Here is a 19677-nt window from a genome sequence, read left to right as displayed (position 1 = left end):
TTTTATTTTGGTGTGGCACAAAACCACAATGAATTATAGCCATTGTTGTGCTTTCGTTTATTTTTTTAGTCCTAATTCTTGGTTAATAATCTTAATGAGATTTTCTGCATCAAACTTGATTCCTTTGTATACATTAATACAGGTCAATTTTCTTGATATAGCATATCGTATGATGTTTCTACTTTTCATACTAGAAACTAATTGGACTAGTTTAGTCTTTCTTATGATATCGCCATCTCTGTAACGCGTGATAATCGTATCATTTAAAATGGGACCTTCAAATTCATTACCAAGTCTCCAAAAATCAGTTGCTTTTAAAGAATAATCAAAGTCCCATGAGTTTACTGTATTTAATATATCAGCATTGTCAGTATAATACGCACTAATTGATTCATAGAGTTCATCAGAATCTAGAATATTGTTTATCCCTGAATTTTTTAACTTTTCAAAAGAATGTCTGTTTAAGCTATAAGAACTGCTATTTGTCGGTAAAAGATTGTACAATGAATCTTCAGTTATTCGATCAAATTTTTCTGAATTTAGAACAATCCTACTTTTCTGTATATCATTCTCGAAAAATACGATGTCACTTTCGAGATTACTTATGTCCGATTCTAAATCAAGAATCATACTATTTAAAATGGTTTTAGTCTGCTTAGTTTCTATGCGATTAAGATTCCAATTATTTATTCCCAATGCGATTAGAATTCCGATAACAACCAGTATTATTTCTCCAATAGCGTATTTAAAATACTTTCCTGTTTTTCCTTCGGAAAGCAAGTTTTGTCTAATTTTTCTAAAGAATTTTATCATTTGGTTATTGATTGGTCATAATGAAGCACAACGTTCTCGGCTATGAGTAGTTGCGTGGTTTAGCACTTAACTTTGCAAGTACACGATAAGCTGAAAATTCCACAGGAATTTTCAGGATAAGCCTGTAATAGCAATTGTTTATAGCCATTGTTGTGCTTTCGTTATTTGTCAATTTGTTTTTCTATTAATTCTACTAAATTGTCGGCTTTCGACTTGAAGTTTTCTATTATTCGAATACCATAAACATCGCGACTCAAAGCGTTTTTTAGATAGTTCCTTCCAAGAGTTGATTCAATGAGTTGTACCAATTCCTCTTTTCTTTTTATTGAATCTTGTTGATATGGTATAGAAGTTGAATTAACTCGTTCAAGAATTCCAGACTCAAAATTATCGGCATAATTCCAAAATAAGTCATCTCTATTAGTCATTTCTGCATTCCAATTCACATAATAATCGAAATGAGTTGTCGATTCTCCGTAGTAATCATTTACTGCATTATCTATTTCGACTGTTCCTAGAATGTCCTGTAATCCTGTGCTTTTTATCTTTTCGTAAGTCTGAGTTTTTATCAAATTAGTACCCCAAGTTCTGGTTATAAGAGTATAAATGGAATCAACTTTTAATTGCTTGTATTCACTATTTGATAAGACTTGACTAATATTTTCAATGTGTTTTTCATATGTATCTATACTTAACTGGTATAAACTAATATCAGATTTTAAATCTGTTGTAATACTCTTAAGATAAGTATTCACTTGTATTTTTTTAAGTCGATTTTGATTCCAATTGTTTATTTGAAGTGCAATTAAAATTCCAATTACCACAAGGACTATCTCTCCGATAGCATATTTAAAATACTTTCCGGTTTTGTTTTCCATAAGCAAGTTTTGTCTAATTTTCCTAAAGAATTTTATCATTGGTTAATAGTTGGTTATAATGAAGCACAACGGTCTCGGCTATGAACAGTTGCGTGGGTTAGCACGGACTTTTGCAAGTACACGAAAAGCTGAAAATTCCGCAGGAATTTTCAGGATAAGCCTGTAATAGCAATTGTTTATAGCCATTGTTGTGCTTCCGTTATTTTTTTATTTTCAGGTTAATAATTTCTGTAATTTCCCTTAATTCTTTTTCCATTTCCTCAAGTCCTTCAATAGCATCCTTCTGAGCAAGATATATCCAGTTATGCGCGCCTTCATAGGCTAAAACTAATTGGCTCATATTATTCTTCATTCTCAATTCATTCAAACTATTGTGCTTTTCCAGGTTCTTCTGCAATGGAACTGAGCCTATCATTGAAGATATATTTTGAACAATTCCCGATGCACCATTATTGGTAAAGTCAAAATCTTTTATTGTTAATTCTTGCAATCTTCCTAAGTCTATTAGCTTATTTCTTAATTTGGGTTCAAGTAATTCAATATCTCCACTACTAATTAATGATGTCATTGTACTGGAATTAAATCTTATCTGGTATGCTTTCAGTTTTATTTGACGATAATTATTTAGAAGTTCACTCAGGGTAATGTCTTTGTTGGTGTAATTATTTAAATTGTCTAAATACTGTTGGTTGTGTGTCTTAAATTTAGTAATGATGTTAGTTGTTATTTCGATATCCTTATTTATGTCCGATATCAATTGATTATAATATTGTTGCCTTTTATTATTCAATTTGCCTTCTTCATTCCAATTGTTTATTCCCAAAGCAATTAAAATTCCAATCACAACAAGAACTATTTCTCCAATTGCATAAATCAGATATTTACTGTACTTATTTTCAGTCAGCATTTTTTGTCTAATTTTTCTAAAGAATTTAATCATTGGTTAGCGGTTGGTTATAATGAAGCACAACGTTTTTGTGTATGATTTCGTTGCGTGTTTTAGCAACTAATTTAGCAAATACAAACTGAATAGAAATTCTGCGAGGATTTTCGCAATTAGGCGATTACTAGCAATGAATTATACACGTTGTTGTGCTTTCGTTATTTTGCTCTATTCAATAATTACAAATCCACTTATTAAATTATTGTATTTTACGGCACACTGTCCATTTTTAAAAATTTTAATTCCATCATTTTTTCGTCCACTTATTACTTCTATACTATTTGGCGCTATGAAACCATTAGGTTCTTTTCTATTCCATGTTGCGATTTGAATAGTATCTTTTGTTGAATTGTAAATCAAATTCCAAATAATAAAGGATGGTAATTTATTTTCTTTAAAAATTTCTGAACAACTTACTTCAGATAATTTTGTCAGATTCATTTTATTTAGTCCATTATTTAAGCCATTTAAAGATTTATTTGGACTAAGAATTTCTACCTCAAGCCATATTTTAGCCTTTAACATTCTTAACCTATTTACCTGAGATGCATACCCGTCAAAGATCTGCGTATACTCAAATAGTCGATTTTGAAATAATGAATCTTTAACAAAATATTCATGCCTTTTAATTAGAGCTTCAGGGCTATAATCATCGTACCAACCAAATCGGTTACTTAATATTTCGTTGTTCCTTCTTTCAATACTAGTTAATTTATCTAAATAAGGTAGAGTGTTCTTATATATGTTTTTAGTGTATTTAATGCTCTTAATGACACTATTGTATTTGACTGGAAATGATTTTTCATGATTCAATACTAAATCAAAATTTTCTGTCATGGTATATTCTAAATCTCGACCATTTGAAAAAGGATTTTTATCATACCACCTTGTATAATTGGGATAAATAGAGTCGTCATCATTTCTTAATGACTGTATAACACTGTCTTGAATTTGTAGAAAAAAAATCTCACTATTGTTTAAATTCGTATCGTATAAATTTTGACTTAAATTCTCAACTTCTTTTACAGCGAAATCAATCTCTTTGGCTTTTTCGCTCCAATTGTTTAAGGCCAATGCAATCAAAATTCCGATTACAACAAGAACAATTTCACCAATAGCATATTTAAAATACTTTCCAGTTTTTCCCTCGGAAAGTAGTTTTTGTCTAATTTTTCTAAAGAATTTTATCATTGGTTAGCGGTTTCTGGTAATGAAGCACAACGTGTTTGTGTATGATTTCGTTGCGTGTTTAAGCAACTAAATTAGTAAACTAAAACGAACCAGTGGAAATTCCGAAGGAATTTCCAAGTAGGCTAGAACCAGCAATGACACGAGCACCATGTGCGAACTGGCGAAGCAATTATACACATTGTTGTATGCAGTTTTATTTCATTCCCTCAAGATATTTACCATCATTATGAATGTCAAAAATAAAATTTTGTTGAGATATTAGAATCTTAACACAGCCCTTATTTTTCCTAGTGAATTCATTAATCAGGATTATTTGTTCCTCATTACTGTTTTCGATATAATCTGTGTAGAGTTGTTCAGTTAAATCAGATTTTCTTTTTGAAAGAACCCAAAATGAATAACTAAAGCAAAGCTTACAATCTTTTTTTGAAAGTTCCAATAGTTCATTTTCATTAGCTATTTTGTTTAATTTATTAGCAAGTCTTAAGCTCTTTTTTTTCAATTCATAATCATCGAATAAATATTCTTGATTTTCAATCTTGGTTATTATTCTATTTAACTCTTTATTATTATCATTTTGTGCAATTGAATATATTCCAAATGAAACCATTATTAAACAAAATATTATTTTTTTATTTTTTATTCTCATTTTCATAAGTAGGTTAGAACCTAGCAATTAATTATACACTTTGTTGTAAGCAGTTTTTATTTGTTTATTATTCGTTTTTCTTCTGTGATCGGATTTGTTGAAGTCAGAAATTCAATCGTATTTTTATTAATTCCAATTTCAATCTTTCTCCAAACATTTCCTTTTTCTTTGTGCGTTTCGATTAAGTTAAAAGTTATATTCTTTTCTTCGAATATTGTGTTGCTAAAATCAAGATTGATTGAACCAGTAAGCAAAACTTCTTGTAGTTCAAAAGTAAATAATTGTAGCTCCTTTTTATTTTCGAATTCATAACCAATAATCATTTTAATCAGTACAGGACTTATTTCATCGTACCAAATTGGGTCAATTATCACTAATTTCCCGCTATCAGAATCCAATAAGACTAAGCATCTGGAATGTTTCTTGTGCCAACCATAATAACCTTCTAAATACACGCTGTAAAAATCATATTCAGGCATTACTTTATTCAGCGTTTCTTTATTTATTTCTTTAATGTCAGCTTTTTCAGGATTGTAATACCATTTATCAGATTCGTACGAGCCATTTTCGTCAATCTTTAGTTTTTCCAACGACGTTTTTATATCAGTCAGGTCTTGTCCGAAAGTGAGAACAGAAAATAGAAGAAGTGTAAGTGTAATCGGGAATTTCATTTTTAGTTCTTTAGTTTCTCAAAATTAATCCATCTAGTTTCTCTATAAAAGTTATAATGAGTGAACGATGTCTTTGGTTGAGTAACGAGCTTTCTCAAATTGCATACAACGGTCTCGGCTATGATTTCGTAGCGGCGATTCCCAACGGGAATTGTCGGACTGAAATCCAGCCGTATTAAAAGTAATTATTTTTAAGCTAGCAGAATGTAGCTATAAATTATAGCCATTGTTGTGCAACGTTTTTTTTAGGGTTTCTCTTCGTAATCATCCAACTCAAATTCTCTCAAATTTGCGTTTTTATATTCGGTAATTATTTGGTCAATTATGTTTTTGTTTCCAACCACTCCAAATTGATGTTGTAAATCGTGATTTGTTGCAATTAAATAATCTTCATCATCCATTAGGTTCTCAAATCCAGTAAATGTCTCGTCAATATGTCCAAATCTACTTGGAAACTCTTTATCAAGCCAATTTTCAAAATCAACTTTTGTTCTGTTCTGTTTTGTGAAAATATATAGATAAGAGCCGAATTCGTATGGATAATAAAAACTCTTATCTGGCATAATTAAAAAATCAGTTACAGTCTTTTTTGATAGTCCAAACCACGTTTTAACTTCACGTAACAATTTTTCGAACTTGATATTCTTCATTTCCAATTCTTCTGCGGTCATAACATAATTATTTCCGCTTTGAATATATTGGTACATTTTGTAACCGTTAAGTTTAGTCAGTTCAATAAATTCCGTTGCTGGCTTTTCAGAATTGAAGTCCATTCGAGTAATTAGTTTTGACCCTAAACTTTTGAAATTTAAAATAAAATTGGTCATTCTCGATGTTTTTTCAAATGTTGCACAACGGTCTGGTGTATGATTTCGTTGCGTGTATAAGCAACTAAATTAGTAAACAAAAACGAACTAGAGGAAATTCCGCAGGAATTTCCAAGTAGGCTAGAACTAGCAATGAATTATACACATTGTTAGCTACTGTGCTTTTTACGTGTTATTGTTTATTCTAACAATCAATTTTCTATTCGGACAAAGAATGTAAAAGTCGATGTTTCCAATTCCATAACTGTGCATATAATATTTATAAGCATAGTAATTCCCTTTTTCATACAATAAATCTTCTAATTCAAATTCCAATTCGTCAAGAGTGCTGTGAGCAAAGTCCAAAAACTTTATCTCTTGCTTGTCAAATGGTGTTTTTTTCCAAAATTCAGGTTCCCAATGACTCCTTAATTCCGTACTTGGATATTTGTTAAAGAATTCCACTTTTGGATTTTTAAAATATTCTGCTGTTCGGTCGTCAATTTTGTAAATCGAAATCGAATATCCATCTCCATTAAAAGCTCTTTCAGTTTCATATTCATAAATCAGTTCGCCATCATTAAATTCAAATCCAGTTAGTTCCACATTATAATTCCTTTCTTCTGCTTTTTCGATTGGATTCCAAAATAGATTTGAACCTGGCAATATTTTCCAGAAAAATCCTGGAATCAAAATCAGAATTAATAGAATTGCTGAAAGTCGATAAAATTTCGGTTTGTTTTTTGACTTAAGAGCTTTGAACATTTTCCACGCCAAAACAGGATAAATCAGAACTATAATTAAGGTTAAAAACAGAAATAATAATATCATCTATAAAGTTTGTTTCGGCATTGTAGCTAACTAGTTATATGATAATAAATATATACTTTTTTTAGTGATAATCACGGGATAACAGAAGGTTTGTTAAAGTTTTTAGAGTAAAAAAAAATCCTAAACATAGGTTTAGGATTTATTAATACGTATCAATTATCGTTTTAGTCATCAGGATGCATAAAACGTTGCTTACCTAAAAGTTCTTCTTCTGTTTCAACAACATCTTCATCTGGTACACAACAATCTACAGGACAGACTGCTGCACATTGTGGCTCTTCATGGAAACCCATGCACTCAGTGCATTTATCTGGAGCAATGTAGTAAACTTCATCACTAATAGGCTCTTGTGTGTCGTCTGCATTTACTGCTTTTCCGTTTGGTAAAATAACATCACCAGTTAAGCTTGTGCCATCAGCATATCGCCAATCGTCTGCACCTTCGTAAATAGCAGTATTTGGGCATTCTGGCTCGCATGCTCCACAGTTAATACATTCGTCTGTTATAATGATAGCCATAGTAGTTTTCTTTTTATCTTTGCGATTGCAAAAATAAAGCCAAAACCAGTATTACGCAAACTTAGGATGCAATTACAACATAGAATTAACGCATTTGTAAAATTAGGTCAGTTTTTAGATCAGTTCTCAATAGCCGAGCCTATTAAAAATAATACAGTTGCTTTTAACGATGTATTTTTTGATGGTTTTAAACATCAGCTTAAACTAGCACAAGAACACAATGGTTGGTTTACTAAAGCTAACCTTTTGTATGCTATACAAGGTTGGGCTAAGGTATTAACGGATAAAAAGCTAACAGAATGGTTGTCTCATTACGATTTTTGCAATAGTACTCCCAAACAGGTTGCTATCATAATGGCTGGTAATATTCCAATGGTTGGCTTTCATGATTTTTTATCAGTACTTATTTCTGGTCATCGCGTATTGGTAAAACAATCGTCTAATGATAAACACTTAGTTCCTTTTTTAGCTAAATATTTAGAGTATGTAGAACCAGCGTTTAAAGGAAAAATATCTTTTACCGAGCAAAAACTAGAAGGATATGATGCTGTTATTGCCACAGGAAGTAATAATACTGCACGTTATTTTGAGTATTATTTTAAAAACAAACCATCAATTATACGTCGTAACAGAAATTCTGTAGCAGTTTTACAAGGAAACGAAACCGAAGAGCAATTAGAAGCTTTATCTAATGATGTCTTTAGATACTATGGTTTGGGCTGTAGAAGTGTTTCTAAATTATTTGTGCCTAAAAACTATAATTTTGATGCTTTTTTTAAAGCTATTTATAAGTGGCATCCTGTCATTAATGAAGCTAAATACGCTAATAATTACGATTATAATAAAGCAGTGTATTTAATGAGTGAGTTTGATATGTTAGAGAATGGGTTCTTAATGATAAAAGAAGATAAAAGTTATGCGTCTCCTATAGCAACAGTGTTTTATGAACATTACGAATCTAAAGAAACACTTATATCAAAACTAGAAAAGGATAAAGAACAAATTCAGTGTGTGGTATCTAATGGTTTGATATCTAATGAGGTAAATTTTGGTGAAACTCAAAATCCTGAACTTTCAGATTATGCAGATGGTATAGATTCTATTTCATTTTTGTTGAAAATTTAATAGAAAAATTATCGATTTAATAACACCAAATCTATAAGAAATTAGCAACTTTGCACTTTGAAAAATTTAACTTAAAATGATAAAGAAACACAACTTTAGCGCTGGTCCATGTATATTACCAAAATCGGTAATGCAGAAGGCTTCTGAGGCAGTATTAGATTTTGATAATGGCTTATCTTTACTAGAGATATCGCATCGAAGCAAACCATTTGTCGATGTTATGGAAAAAGCTAGAAGTTTAGTATTAGAACTTTTAGGTTTAGAAGGAAAAGGGTATAAAGCGTTGTTTCTGCAAGGTGGTGCAAGTTCACAATTTTTAATGGTAGCTTTAAACTTATTAGAAAAGCGTGCTGGTTATTTAAATACAGGAACCTGGAGTGCTAAAGCCATTAAGGAAGCTAAGATTTATGATGATATATATGAAGTAGGAACTTCTGAAGCGGCAGGTTTTAACTACATACCAAAAGGCTATGATATTCCTGAGGATTACGATTATTTTCACTGTACCTCTAACAATACCATTTTTGGAACACAAATGAAATCGTTTCCAGATTGCCCAATTCCTATGGTATGTGATATGAGTAGTGATATTTTTTCTCGTACTCTAGATTTTTCAAAATTTGATTTAATCTATGCTGGCGCACAAAAAAATATGGGACCAGCAGGTACAACACTTGTTGTGGTTAAAGAGGATATTCTTGGTAAAGTATCGCGTAAAATTCCGTCAATGATGGATTATAAAGTACATATTAGTAAAGGCAGTATGTTTAATACACCTCCTGTTTTTCCGGTTTATGTAAGTATGCTTAATCTGGAATGGTTAAAAAACTTAGGAGGCATAAAGGCCATTGCAGAAGAGAATGATAAAAAAGCACGACTTATTTATTCTGAAATAGATTTGAATCCATTATTTAAAGGGTATGCTGTAAAGGAAGACCGCTCACAAATGAATGCAACATTTACACTTGAAAATGAAAACCTAAAAGATACTTTTGAGGCCATGTTAAAGGAAGCTGGTATTAATGGTCTTAATGGTCATAGAAGTGTAGGTGGTTACAGAGCGTCTATGTATAATGCGTTATCACTAGATAGTGTAAAAGCACTAGTTGAGGTGATGAGCGAATTAGAAAGTAAAGCTTAAAAAAAGTTAGCAGTAGACAGTATCGGTTTACAGTTAGTTGTACTAAAAAAATTAACAATAAGGTTACAGTTTCAAAGTTGTTAAGACTTTAAACTTTAAACTTTAAACTTTAAACTAAAACATGAAAGTATTAGCAAATGATGGTGTATCACAAAGCGGAATTGATGCACTAGAACAAGCAGGATTTGAAGTGTTAACAACAACTGTTGCACAAGAGCAATTAGAAAACTTTATAAACGAAAACAGTATTGATGTTTTATTAGTTCGCAGTGCCACAAAGGTTAGGAAAGATATTATTGATGGTTGCCCAGATTTAAAGATTATTGGTCGTGGAGGTGTTGGTATGGATAATATTGATGTGGAATATGCTCGTGAGCAAGGTAAGCATGTTATCAATACACCTGCTGCTTCATCACATTCTGTTGCAGAATTAGTTTTTGGTCATTTATATGGCTTAGCACGTTTTTTACACAAGTCTAATAGAGATATGCCTTTAGAAGGTGACACTAACTTTAAAGGTTTAAAAAAGGCCTATGCTAAAGGTACTGAGTTAAAAGGAAAAACACTTGGTGTTTTGGGCTTTGGTCGAATAGGACAGGCTACTGCTAAAATTGCTTTAGGAGTAGGCATGAAGGTTGTTGCATTTGATCCTTTTATGGAACAAGCTCATTTAGAGCTTGAATTTTTTGATGGTCAGAAAGTTAATTTTGAAATCAAAACGATGTCTAAAGAAGACGTACTCAAACAAGCAGATTTTTTGACTTTACATGTTCCTGCACAAAAAGAATATGTAATTGATGAAAAAGAGTTTGGTATGATGAAGGAAGGTGTCATATTGGCCAATGCAGCGCGTGGTGGTGTTATAAATGAAATGGCATTAGTTAAAGCGATTGAAAATGGTAAAGTTGCCAGAGCCGCTTTAGATGTTTACGAAAAAGAGCCAAAACCTGAGATTCAGTTATTAATGAACCCTGCATTATCTCTAACACCACATACAGGAGCAGCAACTAACGAAGCACAGGATAGAATTGGAACCGAATTAGCGTCACAAATAATAACCATTCTTAAATAAGTTTTTTGAGTTTTAAATAAAATGTGACCAAATAGTAAATTAAGAGTCCTAATATATGTTAGGGCATTTTTGTACCTTACAACAACTTAAAATAATTAAATTCAATTAAAAATTATGTCAGGAATTTTAGACTTATTAAACAGTGATATTGGAAAAACCATCATTAGTGGTGTTGCAGGATCTACTGGTCAAGACGAAAACAAAACAGGCGGTTTGTTAACTATGGCGCTTCCAGTGTTAATGAAAGCCATGGAGCGTAATGCTTCTACACCAAAAGGTGCTGAAGGATTAATGGGAGCTTTAAACAAACACGATGGTAGTATATTAGATAATTTAGGAGATCTTTTTGGAGGAGGAGTAAATGATGAAGTTGTTAATGATGGTGGAAAAATTCTTGGTCATGTGCTTGGTAATAAACAACAAGGTGTAGAAAAAGTACTGAGTGAAAAATCTGGAATAGATGCAGGATCTGTTGGAAATATCTTAAAAGTTGCTGCACCAATTCTTATGGGAGTTTTAGGAAAACAGACTAGACAACAAAAAGTGCAACAACCTTCTGATATGACTAGCGTTTTAGGAGGTCTTTTGGGTGGAAATTCTGCTCAAAAAGAACAAAGCTTTTTAGAAAAAATACTTGATGCAGATGGTGATGGAAGCGTTATTGATGATGTAGCAGGTATGGTTCTAGGAGGTGCCAAAAAGAAAGGTGGACTAGGTGGATTACTTGGTGGACTTTTTGGAGGTAAATAATAATTAGTATAAACTAACAGCAAAAGGTTTGATTATATAATCAAACCTTTTTTTGTTAAAGCGCTGTACTATTGTCTGTTGTAAAAAGGTATTTTGTAACTTTATATCAATATATAATTATGAGAATCGTTTTTTGTTTTTTTATCTTTGGTATAGTTACATTAAGTTGTAAATCTAATTACAACAAAGACGTTACTAATGAAAGCGAAATTGCATTAGCTCAAAATGATACCGTCAGAATTGCAAATCCTAAAACTGAGTATGAGATAATTATTATTGAACCTGGATTTAATTATTGGTTGCAATCTACAGCAAGACCAGAAGGATATTACTCTCAGAATTATTTAGAAAACAGGAATATTGTATATGTGCGCGAGTGGAATTTAAGAGTTATGCAACCTCAAGGATTTGATCCAAATCTATATGAGTTAAGAATTGATTATAATAGAAATACAGATTATGGTTATGAAGTTAATTATAAACTGTATAATTACTTCATCTATTTTCAGCTAAAATATAAGCAACAATTAGGTACTCGGATTCCTCGAATTTAACCTATCTTTGCAACGCTAAATTTTGTTATGGAAAAGCTAAAAAAGCGTTGGGGAATTTCTTCAAATCTTCAAGTAATACTAATTCTTATAGTATTTGCAGTTACTGGATCATCATCGATCTATGTTACCAAGCCAATTTTAAACTTTTTCGGTATAGTAAAAACAAATTTCGATTATACAGCGTTCTATTATTTTCTTAAAATTTTGTTAGTATTCCCAGTTTATCAGGTTTTATTAGTTTTCTTTGGTTGGATTTTTGGTCAGTTCAATTTTTTTTGGAACTTTGAAAAAAAAATGCTGAGCCGATTGGGTTTTAAACGTTGGCTAAAGTAGTTTGAGAGAGAGAATATTACATATTTCAAAACTAATAATAGGATTATGCCTTGTAGCATCAGTTATGATGCCTACATTGGTAAAGTTCTCTCACGCATTCAACCATCACAAGCATGAGGTATGCGAAGGCGATTCTGCGTTACATTTCCATGAGTTAGATTTAGAATGTGATTATTTTAAATTTAAACTTAATAACCACTATTATTCTTTTACCGAAAGAGTTGTAAATAATGAGGATATATTTGTTAAAGAAAACTTAGATAAACACTATTTCTTTTACAATTCTTACCAATTTTTTAGTTTTTATTTAAGAGGCCCACCTTCAGTTGTTTAAGTTCTTCAAACAACATTTATAACCTTTTATATAACACTATGCGACATTTATGTATCGCTATGACGATTTTGTGTTTTGCCTATGGTAATGCACAAGATTGTAACTATAAACTTACTGGTACAATCCAAGATTTTCATGATGGCACTCCAATTGCTGGAGCAACCATTTACATGAAAAATCTTAAAACTTATACCACAACTAATATTGATGGCTATTTTGCTATTGAAGATTTGTGTAAGGGTACTCTGATACTTGAGATTTCGCATTTAGCTTGTGAAACTAAAATATTGGAGATAGATATTAAAGGTGATATGGTGAAGCTTATAAAGTTAGAACATCATCTGGAAGAACTAAATGAAGTTACAGTAAAAACAGAGGAAAATACCGAAACTAATACAGCTCAAGAAACTATTATTAAATCAAAAGTTATTAATAGATATAGTAGCTTAAGTCTCGGAGATGTACTAAAGGAAGTGCCCGGAGTATCTTCAATCAATACTGGTAATACGATTGTTAAACCTATGATAAACGGCTTGCATAGCAGTAGGATATTAATACTTAATAATGGTGTGCGCCAGCAAGATCAAGAATGGGGAATTGAGCATGCACCAAATATTGATATCAATAGTGCAAATCAGATTTCTGTAATCAAAGGTTCTGGAGCATTGGCTTATGGAGGTGATGCTTTAGGTGGTGTAATTATTATTAATCCAAGTAAGTTTGTTAAACGAGATACACTTTATGGTAATACTATAGTTGGTGGACAAAGTAATGGTAGAGGTTATCATATATCTACTGCTATAAATAAAGATTTTATTTCAGGTTGGTTTGCTCAATTTCAAGGTACCTATAAAAGACGAGGTGATTTTGAAGCTCCAGACTACAATCTTACAAATACTGGGTTAGATTCTAGAGGATTTTCTACTAGAGTTGGTAAGAAGAAGTTTGAGTCTGGTTTTGAGTTATTTTACAGTTTTATAGATAACACCATAGGAATCTTAGGAGCTTCGCACATTGGAAGTGTTTTTGATATTGAACGCGCTATAAACTCTGGTCAACCATTGCTTATAGAAGACTTTAGTTATGATATTAATGCACCAAAGCAAGATATAACGCATCATTTAGCAAAAGCAAACTACTATAAACGATTTCAGAATTTTGGTAAGCTAAGTGTACAATACGACTATCAATATAACAAACGTCTAGAGTTCGATGTTAGGATAGGTGATAGGCGTAATATACCTGCTGTAGATTTAACATTGCAAACCCATACAATCTCTGCTGATGTAAATTTAGATAACAACCTAGAACGAAAGATAAATTTCGGAATAATGGGTCGTTATCAAGATAATTTTGCAAATCCAGATACAGGTGTTAGACGCCTTATTCCAGATTATAATAAGTACGATTTTGGTACTTACATTACAACAGAATTAAAGTTAAATGCTAATCTATTGATAGATGCTGGTTTGCGATATGATTTTAACCGAATCGACGCAAAGAAGTTTTATCAAACATCAAGATGGGAAGAACGTGGATATGATAACGATTTTTCAGATATAATAATTGAAGAATTACCAACGCAGTTATTAACTAATCCTGTATTTAATTATCATAATATTTCTGCCTCTATTGGAGGAAAATACACTGTTAATGAAAAAAACGAAATTCGTTTTAATTATAACTTGGCTAGTAGACCACCTAATGTATCTGAATTATTTAGTGATGGATTACATCACTCTTCTGCTAGATTTGAATTTGGTGATTTAAGATTTGATACAGAGATAGCTAACAGAGTTTCCCTTTCGTATGCTTACAACAGTCCAAATTTTAGCTTAGTTACAGAGTTATTCTATAACAGGATTACAAATTTTATCTATCTGAGACCTTTTGATTTCATTTTAACAGGAAGAGGACCATTTCCGTTATGGGAATATCAGCAAACCAATGCAGAAATGCTAGGTGTTGATCTTACTGCAATATACAATATCAGTAAGTCCTTGGAGTTTCAAAATAAAACAGCCTTTATTAAAGGTTACGATTTAGAAATGGATGTACCACTTATAGATATTCCTTCTTTTAATACCATAAATCAATTAACATATACCAATAGCAACTGGTATAATTTTTCAGCCAGTTTAAGATCAGAATGGGTATTTGAACAAAATGAATTCCCAGATTTTAATTTTGAAGTTTTAGATCAGCTCAATGAAGAAATGATCCTTATAGATATAAGTACACCACCAGCTGCTTATCATCTTTTACATTTTTACACTGAAGCTGCATTCAGTGTAAGTGAAAACACAACTTTAAATGTAGCTCTTGGTATAAATAATCTTTTTGATACGTCTTATCGTAACTATTTAAACCGTTTACGGTTTTTTGCTGATGACCTAGGACGTAATATTACTTTACAATTAGAACTCAATTATTAATAAAAATAAATGAACACAAATAAATTAAACTTTAAAACAATGAAAATCAATAATTTAAATTTGAATATTATGAAAACTACTAAATTTTTTATAAGCGCACTCTTTTGTTTAGCATTAGTAACGTCTTTTACCTCATGTTCTGATGATGATGATCCAACTCCAGTACTTGAGGAAGAGTTAATTACAAATTTAACCTTAACCTTTACAAACACGGCAAATGCTTCAGATGTTGTTGTAATGACGAGTTTAGCACCAGATGGATTGGAAGATGGTACTACTACAGAGTTAGTTACTGGTAGTTTTTCTGCTGGAGCAACTTATGAGTTAAGATTAGGATTACTAAATGCATCAGAAGATCCTGCAGATGATGTTTTAAATGATGATATAATCCCTGAGGCTGATGAGCACTTTTTTGCATATGCTGTAAATGGACTTAATTTTACTTTAACGAGAGATGCAAGTGATGTTGATGGTCCTGATGGAAGTAAGTTAGGTGTTTTTACAACTTGGGATGCTGGTGCAGCTAGTTCAGGAAATTTACAGATTAGACTTATTCACGAACCAAGTTCAGTAGATGATTCAAATGAATTTGGATCAACTACAGGTGGTTCTGAAGATTTCAATATTACATTTAACAATGTTGCAATTAATTAATAAATTAAATTGAGTTTTACAAAAAGGCAGCTTTTATAGCTGCCTTTTTCATTTATGCCTAGCGATTATGTATTTTTGAATAATGGATTTTATTAAAACTACAGAGTCAGAGTCAAATTACACAGATTTAGAGAAGAAATCAGTAGCAGAGTTATTAGACTATATCAATACAGAAGATAAAACTGTACCATTAGCTGTTGAGAAAGCCATTCCGCAGATTGAGAATTTAATACTACAGATTGTAGATAAATTAAAAAGTGGAGGCCGTTTATTTTACTTAGGTGCTGGTACAAGTGGACGTTTAGGTATTGTAGATGCTAGCGAGTGTCCACCTACTTTTGGTGTGCCTCACGATTTAGTAATAGGTCTCATTGCAGGAGGTGATAATGCCATTAGAAAAGCTGTTGAGTTTGCTGAAGATTCTAAAACACAAGGCTGGGAGGATTTACAGTCTCATCATATTACAAATGATGATGTTGTTATTGGTATTGCTGCATCAGGTACAACACCATATGTTATTGGTGCCTTGGAAAAATGTAACTCTAGAGACATTATAACGGGTTGCATTACTTGTAATCATAATAGTCCGTTATCTAATACTGCTCAATTTCCTATTGAGGTTATTGTTGGTCCAGAAGTTGTTACTGGAAGCTCTAGGATGAAAGCAGGAACAGCTCAAAAGTTAGTTTTAAATATGATTACTACTACGACGATGATTCAATTGGGTCATGTAAAAGGCAATAAAATGGTAGATATGCAACTAAGTAATAATAAATTAGTTGAACGAGGTATTAATATGATTATGAATGAAATTAATGTAGACACTGATGAAGCTAAACAATTACTAGAAACTTATAAAAGTGTTAGACAAGCAATACAAGGCTATTATGGAAACTAAACGAACAGATAAAGACCTTTTGATAAAAGGCGTTAAGATTATGATATTAACTGCATTGTTGATGTTTTTAGGACCAACTTTAGTTTATATGGCTCTTGGAAATAAAGCGTCTAATCTTTACGAGCTAACTTTAATTGTTGGTATATTAATTTGTATTGGAGCAATTTATGCAGGGTTTTTTGGTATCAAAACTATTATGAAAAGTATGTTTGATTAAAACCTCAAGGCAAAATGGCCAGTAAAAGTTCGTCCATCTTGGAGTTTAACGGAGAACCAATAATCTGTGCTTGGCATAGGCAATCCATTAAAAGTACCATCCCAACCAGGACCAAGCGGATCTAATTGTGATAATAATTTTCCGTACCTATCATAAATATAAATTACAGAGTTAGGTTGAAACTGAGCAGATATACCTTTAACCTGCCAGTAATCATTTACAGTATCATCGTTTGGTGTGAAGAATTTTGGGAAGCCAATGACTGAGACCAACTCCGATACAATACCGCAACCATTTTTATCTCTAACATGGACATCATGAAACCCAAAGCTCACATTTTCAAAAACATTACTGTCTTGGTAAGGACCAACACTATTATCTAATGCAAACTCATAATCACCTTCACCAGAGACTTGGAGCGTTATCGAATTATTTTCAGAAGCATCAGTAACGATAATATTATCTATAGTTGCTGTATTAGAAGGCAGTACAGTAATTGTTCTTGTTTTAGAACAGCCATCAGTATTTGTTACAGTAACAGAATAGGTTCCAGTGTCGTTAACTTCAATTTCTGATGTTGTTTCACCAGTAGACCAATTGTATAGATAATTACTTGGATTATCATCTATAATTCCACCTGTTAGGGTTATTGTTTGTGGAGATGAATTTAGGCAATATAAGGTCTCAAATTCAGTTTCTATATTAGGTGGTAATACTATTGACAACGTAACTTCACTAATACCATAACAATTAAAACCGTCTTCTACACGAGCGTAAATTATTTGTGAGTAAGGAGTAGTGTTATTATAATCATTGGGTAATGGATTGTTTTCTATTAAGGCATTATTATAAGACTCGTAAAATGCAATTGTAAGCTCATTAGGTAAGCCAGATAAAATAGTATTAGATGCATTAGATAGATCAAAACTACCTATTCCATCTAAAATGCTATCATCATCACAACCAGATAAAAAAGTATTGTCTACACCTGTATTACTTACGTGTAACATCACTTCAGAAATTGCTGTACAACCAGAGTTTGTATTTGTAACTACTGTATAAATTGTTTGTGGATTAGCAGTATTATTATAATTACTTCCATCTATTGGAAATGTTTGGGTTTGAGCATTTGAAAACGATTCATAAAATGCAACACTTCTATCAGCCTCGTTATTGGTAATATCTTCAATGAGATCAGTAATATTAAATGCTGTTAAACCATCAGAAATTCCATCTTCATCACATTGAAATATTGAGATATCTAATGCAGAAGGTACAGCATTTGATTGTAATACAGTAGCATTACCGAAGAATGGACAACGACCATCATTAGGTTCTATAAATACCTCGTAAAAACCAGGTTCAAAAATTTCAAGTTGAAAGGTATTTTCTCCTGCTAAAACATTACCATCTTTAGACCAAACATAATCAGCTCCACTAATATTTTCTGCTGTTAAGAACTCACTTTGGGTACCACAAATAAACAATTCACATTTACTTAATCCGTTTTTAATTATTTCTACACGTTTGTTAAACCAATGGTTGTTAAGTTGAGGTAAAGGACCTCTAGCTGTATTTTCAAAAATTGTACTAGGATCGACCAAAATACCATCTGCTTGTAAGTTTATATTTGGAAGTGTAGCGTCTGGATTATTAATTACTGCGAGGTAACGACTTGCTTGACCAAGAAGCTCGCTTCCTGAGGCATTATTATTTAAGTAGATTTTATTATCAATACCAAGTTGAATATTAGCATTATCATAAGCTAAAGACTCATCTATTATTTCAACAGATTCTGAAATATTAGTAGCTTGTAAATTCCATCTTAGAAAACGATTAGAATCGAAACCTCCATCATTGTTTACTAAAAAATCATAGGTAAAACCATATAAATAATTACCAGAAGGAGAAAATTCAATCGCAGCAGGATATTCATTATCATCTACTCCTAAAAACACAGGAGTTGTATTAGATACATTACCATTTGAGTTATTAAAATCATACACATAAATAAAACCTGGTTCCCCAAAAACATCATTTTTAAAAGCATGTGAAATAGCTAATTTAGAACCATCAGGTGACGATTTAAAAAATTTTGCACCACGATACCAAATTGAATTAGAATTTGTGATTTCTTGTGGCTCTATTAAAGGTGCAACAGTAGACACTACAGGATTATTATCTAAGCCATTTTCATCGAATTTAAATGCATAGAAACTGGCTCTAAAGTGTGTGATAATCCAATATGAGTTACAATCATTTCCTCTAACTACAGTTAGTTTTCTTGAGCATTTAATTGCTTCTTCAATAGTGTCATTAGGATTATAAGTAAGCAAAGGAATATCTTTTAGACCTGGAATAATATCACCTAACCCTCCATTTAAAGTTGTATCTATAACTGAATAAGTAAAACCATTATTAATACCATCATCATCAGTAACAGGACCAGGTGCATCTGGATAGGTATTCCAAAAAGCACCATTATCTAGCGCAAATACATAATATATATTTGGATTATTTGGCTGAGGTAAAATGATAACATTTCCCTTTCCCTGTATTTGAGTGTCATCATATTCACTGGCTTGTGGAATAGGTTGATGGTTTCTGTGCCAAATTGAACGTCCATCTGAGTAGAACATTAAATTACCATCTTTATCTGAAATAGTAGACATGCTATAACCTGTTTGTATTTGGTTATTATCAACAAACGCTTGTCCTTCTGTAACAATGTCGTATGTTTCTGTACACCAATTGTATTTTATGCCACCATAATTTTGAAATTGCCAATGGATTGCTTCCATCTGTGGAAATACAGATAAACTAAAACTGCAGAATATGTAAAGTGCAATTTTTTTTAGCATACT

At 31.8% G+C, this 19677-nt stretch carries 21 protein-coding genes; 11 read left to right on the top strand and 10 right to left on the bottom strand.

Features of this window, described 5'->3' with window-relative positions; genetic code table 11:
- Positions 1-57: 57 nt before the first annotated feature.
- From RM697_RS12865 to RM697_RS12825, 9 genes are all read right to left on the bottom strand, one after another.
- Positions 58-813: a DUF6090 family protein gene (locus RM697_RS12865; protein WP_311428310.1), complete on the bottom strand. Its 756-nt coding sequence runs from the start codon at positions 811-813 to the stop codon at positions 58-60.
- Positions 814-974: 161 nt separating this feature from the next.
- Entirely contained in the window at positions 975-1730 is a 756-nt protein-coding gene (locus tag RM697_RS12860) for a DUF6090 family protein (RefSeq protein WP_311428309.1), read from the bottom strand.
- 160 nt (positions 1731-1890) lie between these two features.
- On the bottom strand, positions 1891-2631 hold the full coding sequence (locus RM697_RS12855) for a DUF6090 family protein (protein WP_311428308.1): 741 nt from the start codon (positions 2629-2631) through the stop codon (positions 1891-1893).
- Between the two features lie 171 nt (positions 2632-2802).
- Positions 2803-3825: a DUF6090 family protein gene (locus RM697_RS12850; RefSeq protein WP_311428307.1), complete on the bottom strand. Its 1023-nt coding sequence runs from the start codon at positions 3823-3825 to the stop codon at positions 2803-2805.
- A 193-nt stretch (positions 3826-4018) separates the two neighbouring features.
- The gene (locus RM697_RS12845; protein ID WP_311428306.1) at positions 4019-4480 is read right to left on the bottom strand and encodes a hypothetical protein; all 462 of its coding nucleotides are present in this window, start codon (positions 4478-4480) and stop codon (positions 4019-4021) included.
- 50 nt (positions 4481-4530) lie between these two features.
- Positions 4531-5145 carry a hypothetical protein gene (locus RM697_RS12840; protein ID WP_311428305.1) on the bottom strand — a complete coding sequence of 205 codons (615 nt, stop codon included), beginning with the start codon at positions 5143-5145 and terminating at the stop codon, positions 4531-4533.
- Positions 5146-5390: 245 nt separating this feature from the next.
- Positions 5391-5972 carry a hypothetical protein gene (locus RM697_RS12835; protein WP_311428304.1) on the bottom strand — a complete coding sequence of 194 codons (582 nt, stop codon included), beginning with the start codon at positions 5970-5972 and terminating at the stop codon, positions 5391-5393.
- Positions 5973-6137: 165 nt separating this feature from the next.
- Complete coding sequence (locus tag RM697_RS12830) at positions 6138-6782, bottom strand: hypothetical protein (protein WP_311428303.1); 645 nt, start codon at positions 6780-6782, stop codon at positions 6138-6140.
- Positions 6783-6946: 164 nt separating this feature from the next.
- Positions 6947-7300 carry a 4Fe-4S dicluster domain-containing protein gene (locus RM697_RS12825; protein ID WP_311428302.1) on the bottom strand — a complete coding sequence of 118 codons (354 nt, stop codon included), beginning with the start codon at positions 7298-7300 and terminating at the stop codon, positions 6947-6949.
- 66 nt (positions 7301-7366) lie between these two features.
- Between RM697_RS12825 and RM697_RS12820 the strand changes: the two genes are divergently transcribed.
- The 11 genes from RM697_RS12820 (at position 7367) to RM697_RS12770 (ending at position 16813) form a co-directional block, all read left to right on the top strand.
- On the top strand, positions 7367-8425 hold the full coding sequence (locus RM697_RS12820) for an acyl-CoA reductase (RefSeq protein ID WP_311428301.1): 1059 nt from the start codon (positions 7367-7369) through the stop codon (positions 8423-8425).
- 79 nt (positions 8426-8504) lie between these two features.
- Positions 8505-9566: a 3-phosphoserine/phosphohydroxythreonine transaminase gene (gene serC, locus RM697_RS12815; protein WP_311428325.1), complete on the top strand. Its 1062-nt coding sequence runs from the start codon at positions 8505-8507 to the stop codon at positions 9564-9566.
- Between the two features lie 121 nt (positions 9567-9687).
- Complete coding sequence (locus RM697_RS12810) at positions 9688-10638, top strand: D-2-hydroxyacid dehydrogenase (RefSeq protein WP_311428300.1); 951 nt, start codon at positions 9688-9690, stop codon at positions 10636-10638.
- A 114-nt stretch (positions 10639-10752) separates the two neighbouring features.
- Entirely contained in the window at positions 10753-11388 is a 636-nt protein-coding gene (locus RM697_RS12805) for a DUF937 domain-containing protein (RefSeq protein ID WP_311428299.1), read from the top strand.
- Positions 11389-11507: 119 nt separating this feature from the next.
- On the top strand, positions 11508-11942 hold the full coding sequence (locus RM697_RS12800; protein WP_311428298.1) for a DUF6146 family protein: 435 nt from the start codon (positions 11508-11510) through the stop codon (positions 11940-11942).
- Between the two features lie 27 nt (positions 11943-11969).
- Positions 11970-12275, top strand: coding sequence for a DUF6787 family protein (locus RM697_RS12795; RefSeq protein ID WP_311428297.1), 306 nt, complete (start codon positions 11970-11972; stop codon positions 12273-12275).
- A 1-nt stretch (position 12276) separates the two neighbouring features.
- Positions 12277-12609, top strand: a complete 333-nt coding sequence (locus RM697_RS12790; RefSeq protein WP_311428296.1) for a hypothetical protein — start codon at positions 12277-12279, stop codon at positions 12607-12609.
- Between the two features lie 38 nt (positions 12610-12647).
- Positions 12648-15044 (top strand): TonB-dependent receptor, encoded by a 2397-nt coding sequence (locus RM697_RS12785; protein ID WP_311428295.1) that lies wholly within the window; start codon positions 12648-12650, stop codon positions 15042-15044.
- Between the two features lie 69 nt (positions 15045-15113).
- Positions 15114-15698 (top strand): hypothetical protein, encoded by a 585-nt coding sequence (locus RM697_RS12780; protein ID WP_311428294.1) that lies wholly within the window; start codon positions 15114-15116, stop codon positions 15696-15698.
- Positions 15699-15780: 82 nt separating this feature from the next.
- On the top strand, positions 15781-16596 hold the full coding sequence (gene murQ, locus RM697_RS12775) for an N-acetylmuramic acid 6-phosphate etherase (RefSeq protein WP_311428293.1): 816 nt from the start codon (positions 15781-15783) through the stop codon (positions 16594-16596).
- On the top strand, positions 16586-16813 hold the full coding sequence (locus tag RM697_RS12770; RefSeq protein WP_311428292.1) for a DUF6095 family protein: 228 nt from the start codon (positions 16586-16588) through the stop codon (positions 16811-16813). Before murQ ends, RM697_RS12770 begins: the two co-directional genes overlap by 11 nt.
- Here the strand turns inward: RM697_RS12770 and RM697_RS12765 are convergent.
- The gene (locus RM697_RS12765; RefSeq protein ID WP_311428291.1) at positions 16810-19674 is read right to left on the bottom strand and encodes a T9SS type B sorting domain-containing protein; all 2865 of its coding nucleotides are present in this window, start codon (positions 19672-19674) and stop codon (positions 16810-16812) included. The genes RM697_RS12770 and RM697_RS12765 overlap by 4 nt on opposite strands.
- Between the last annotated feature and the right edge of the window lie 3 nt (positions 19675-19677).

The organism is Microcosmobacter mediterraneus, from assembly GCF_031846265.1.
GTDB lineage: Bacteria > Bacteroidota > Bacteroidia > Flavobacteriales > Flavobacteriaceae > Microcosmobacter > Microcosmobacter mediterraneus.
This window is presented reverse-complemented; position numbering and strand designations above follow the sequence as displayed.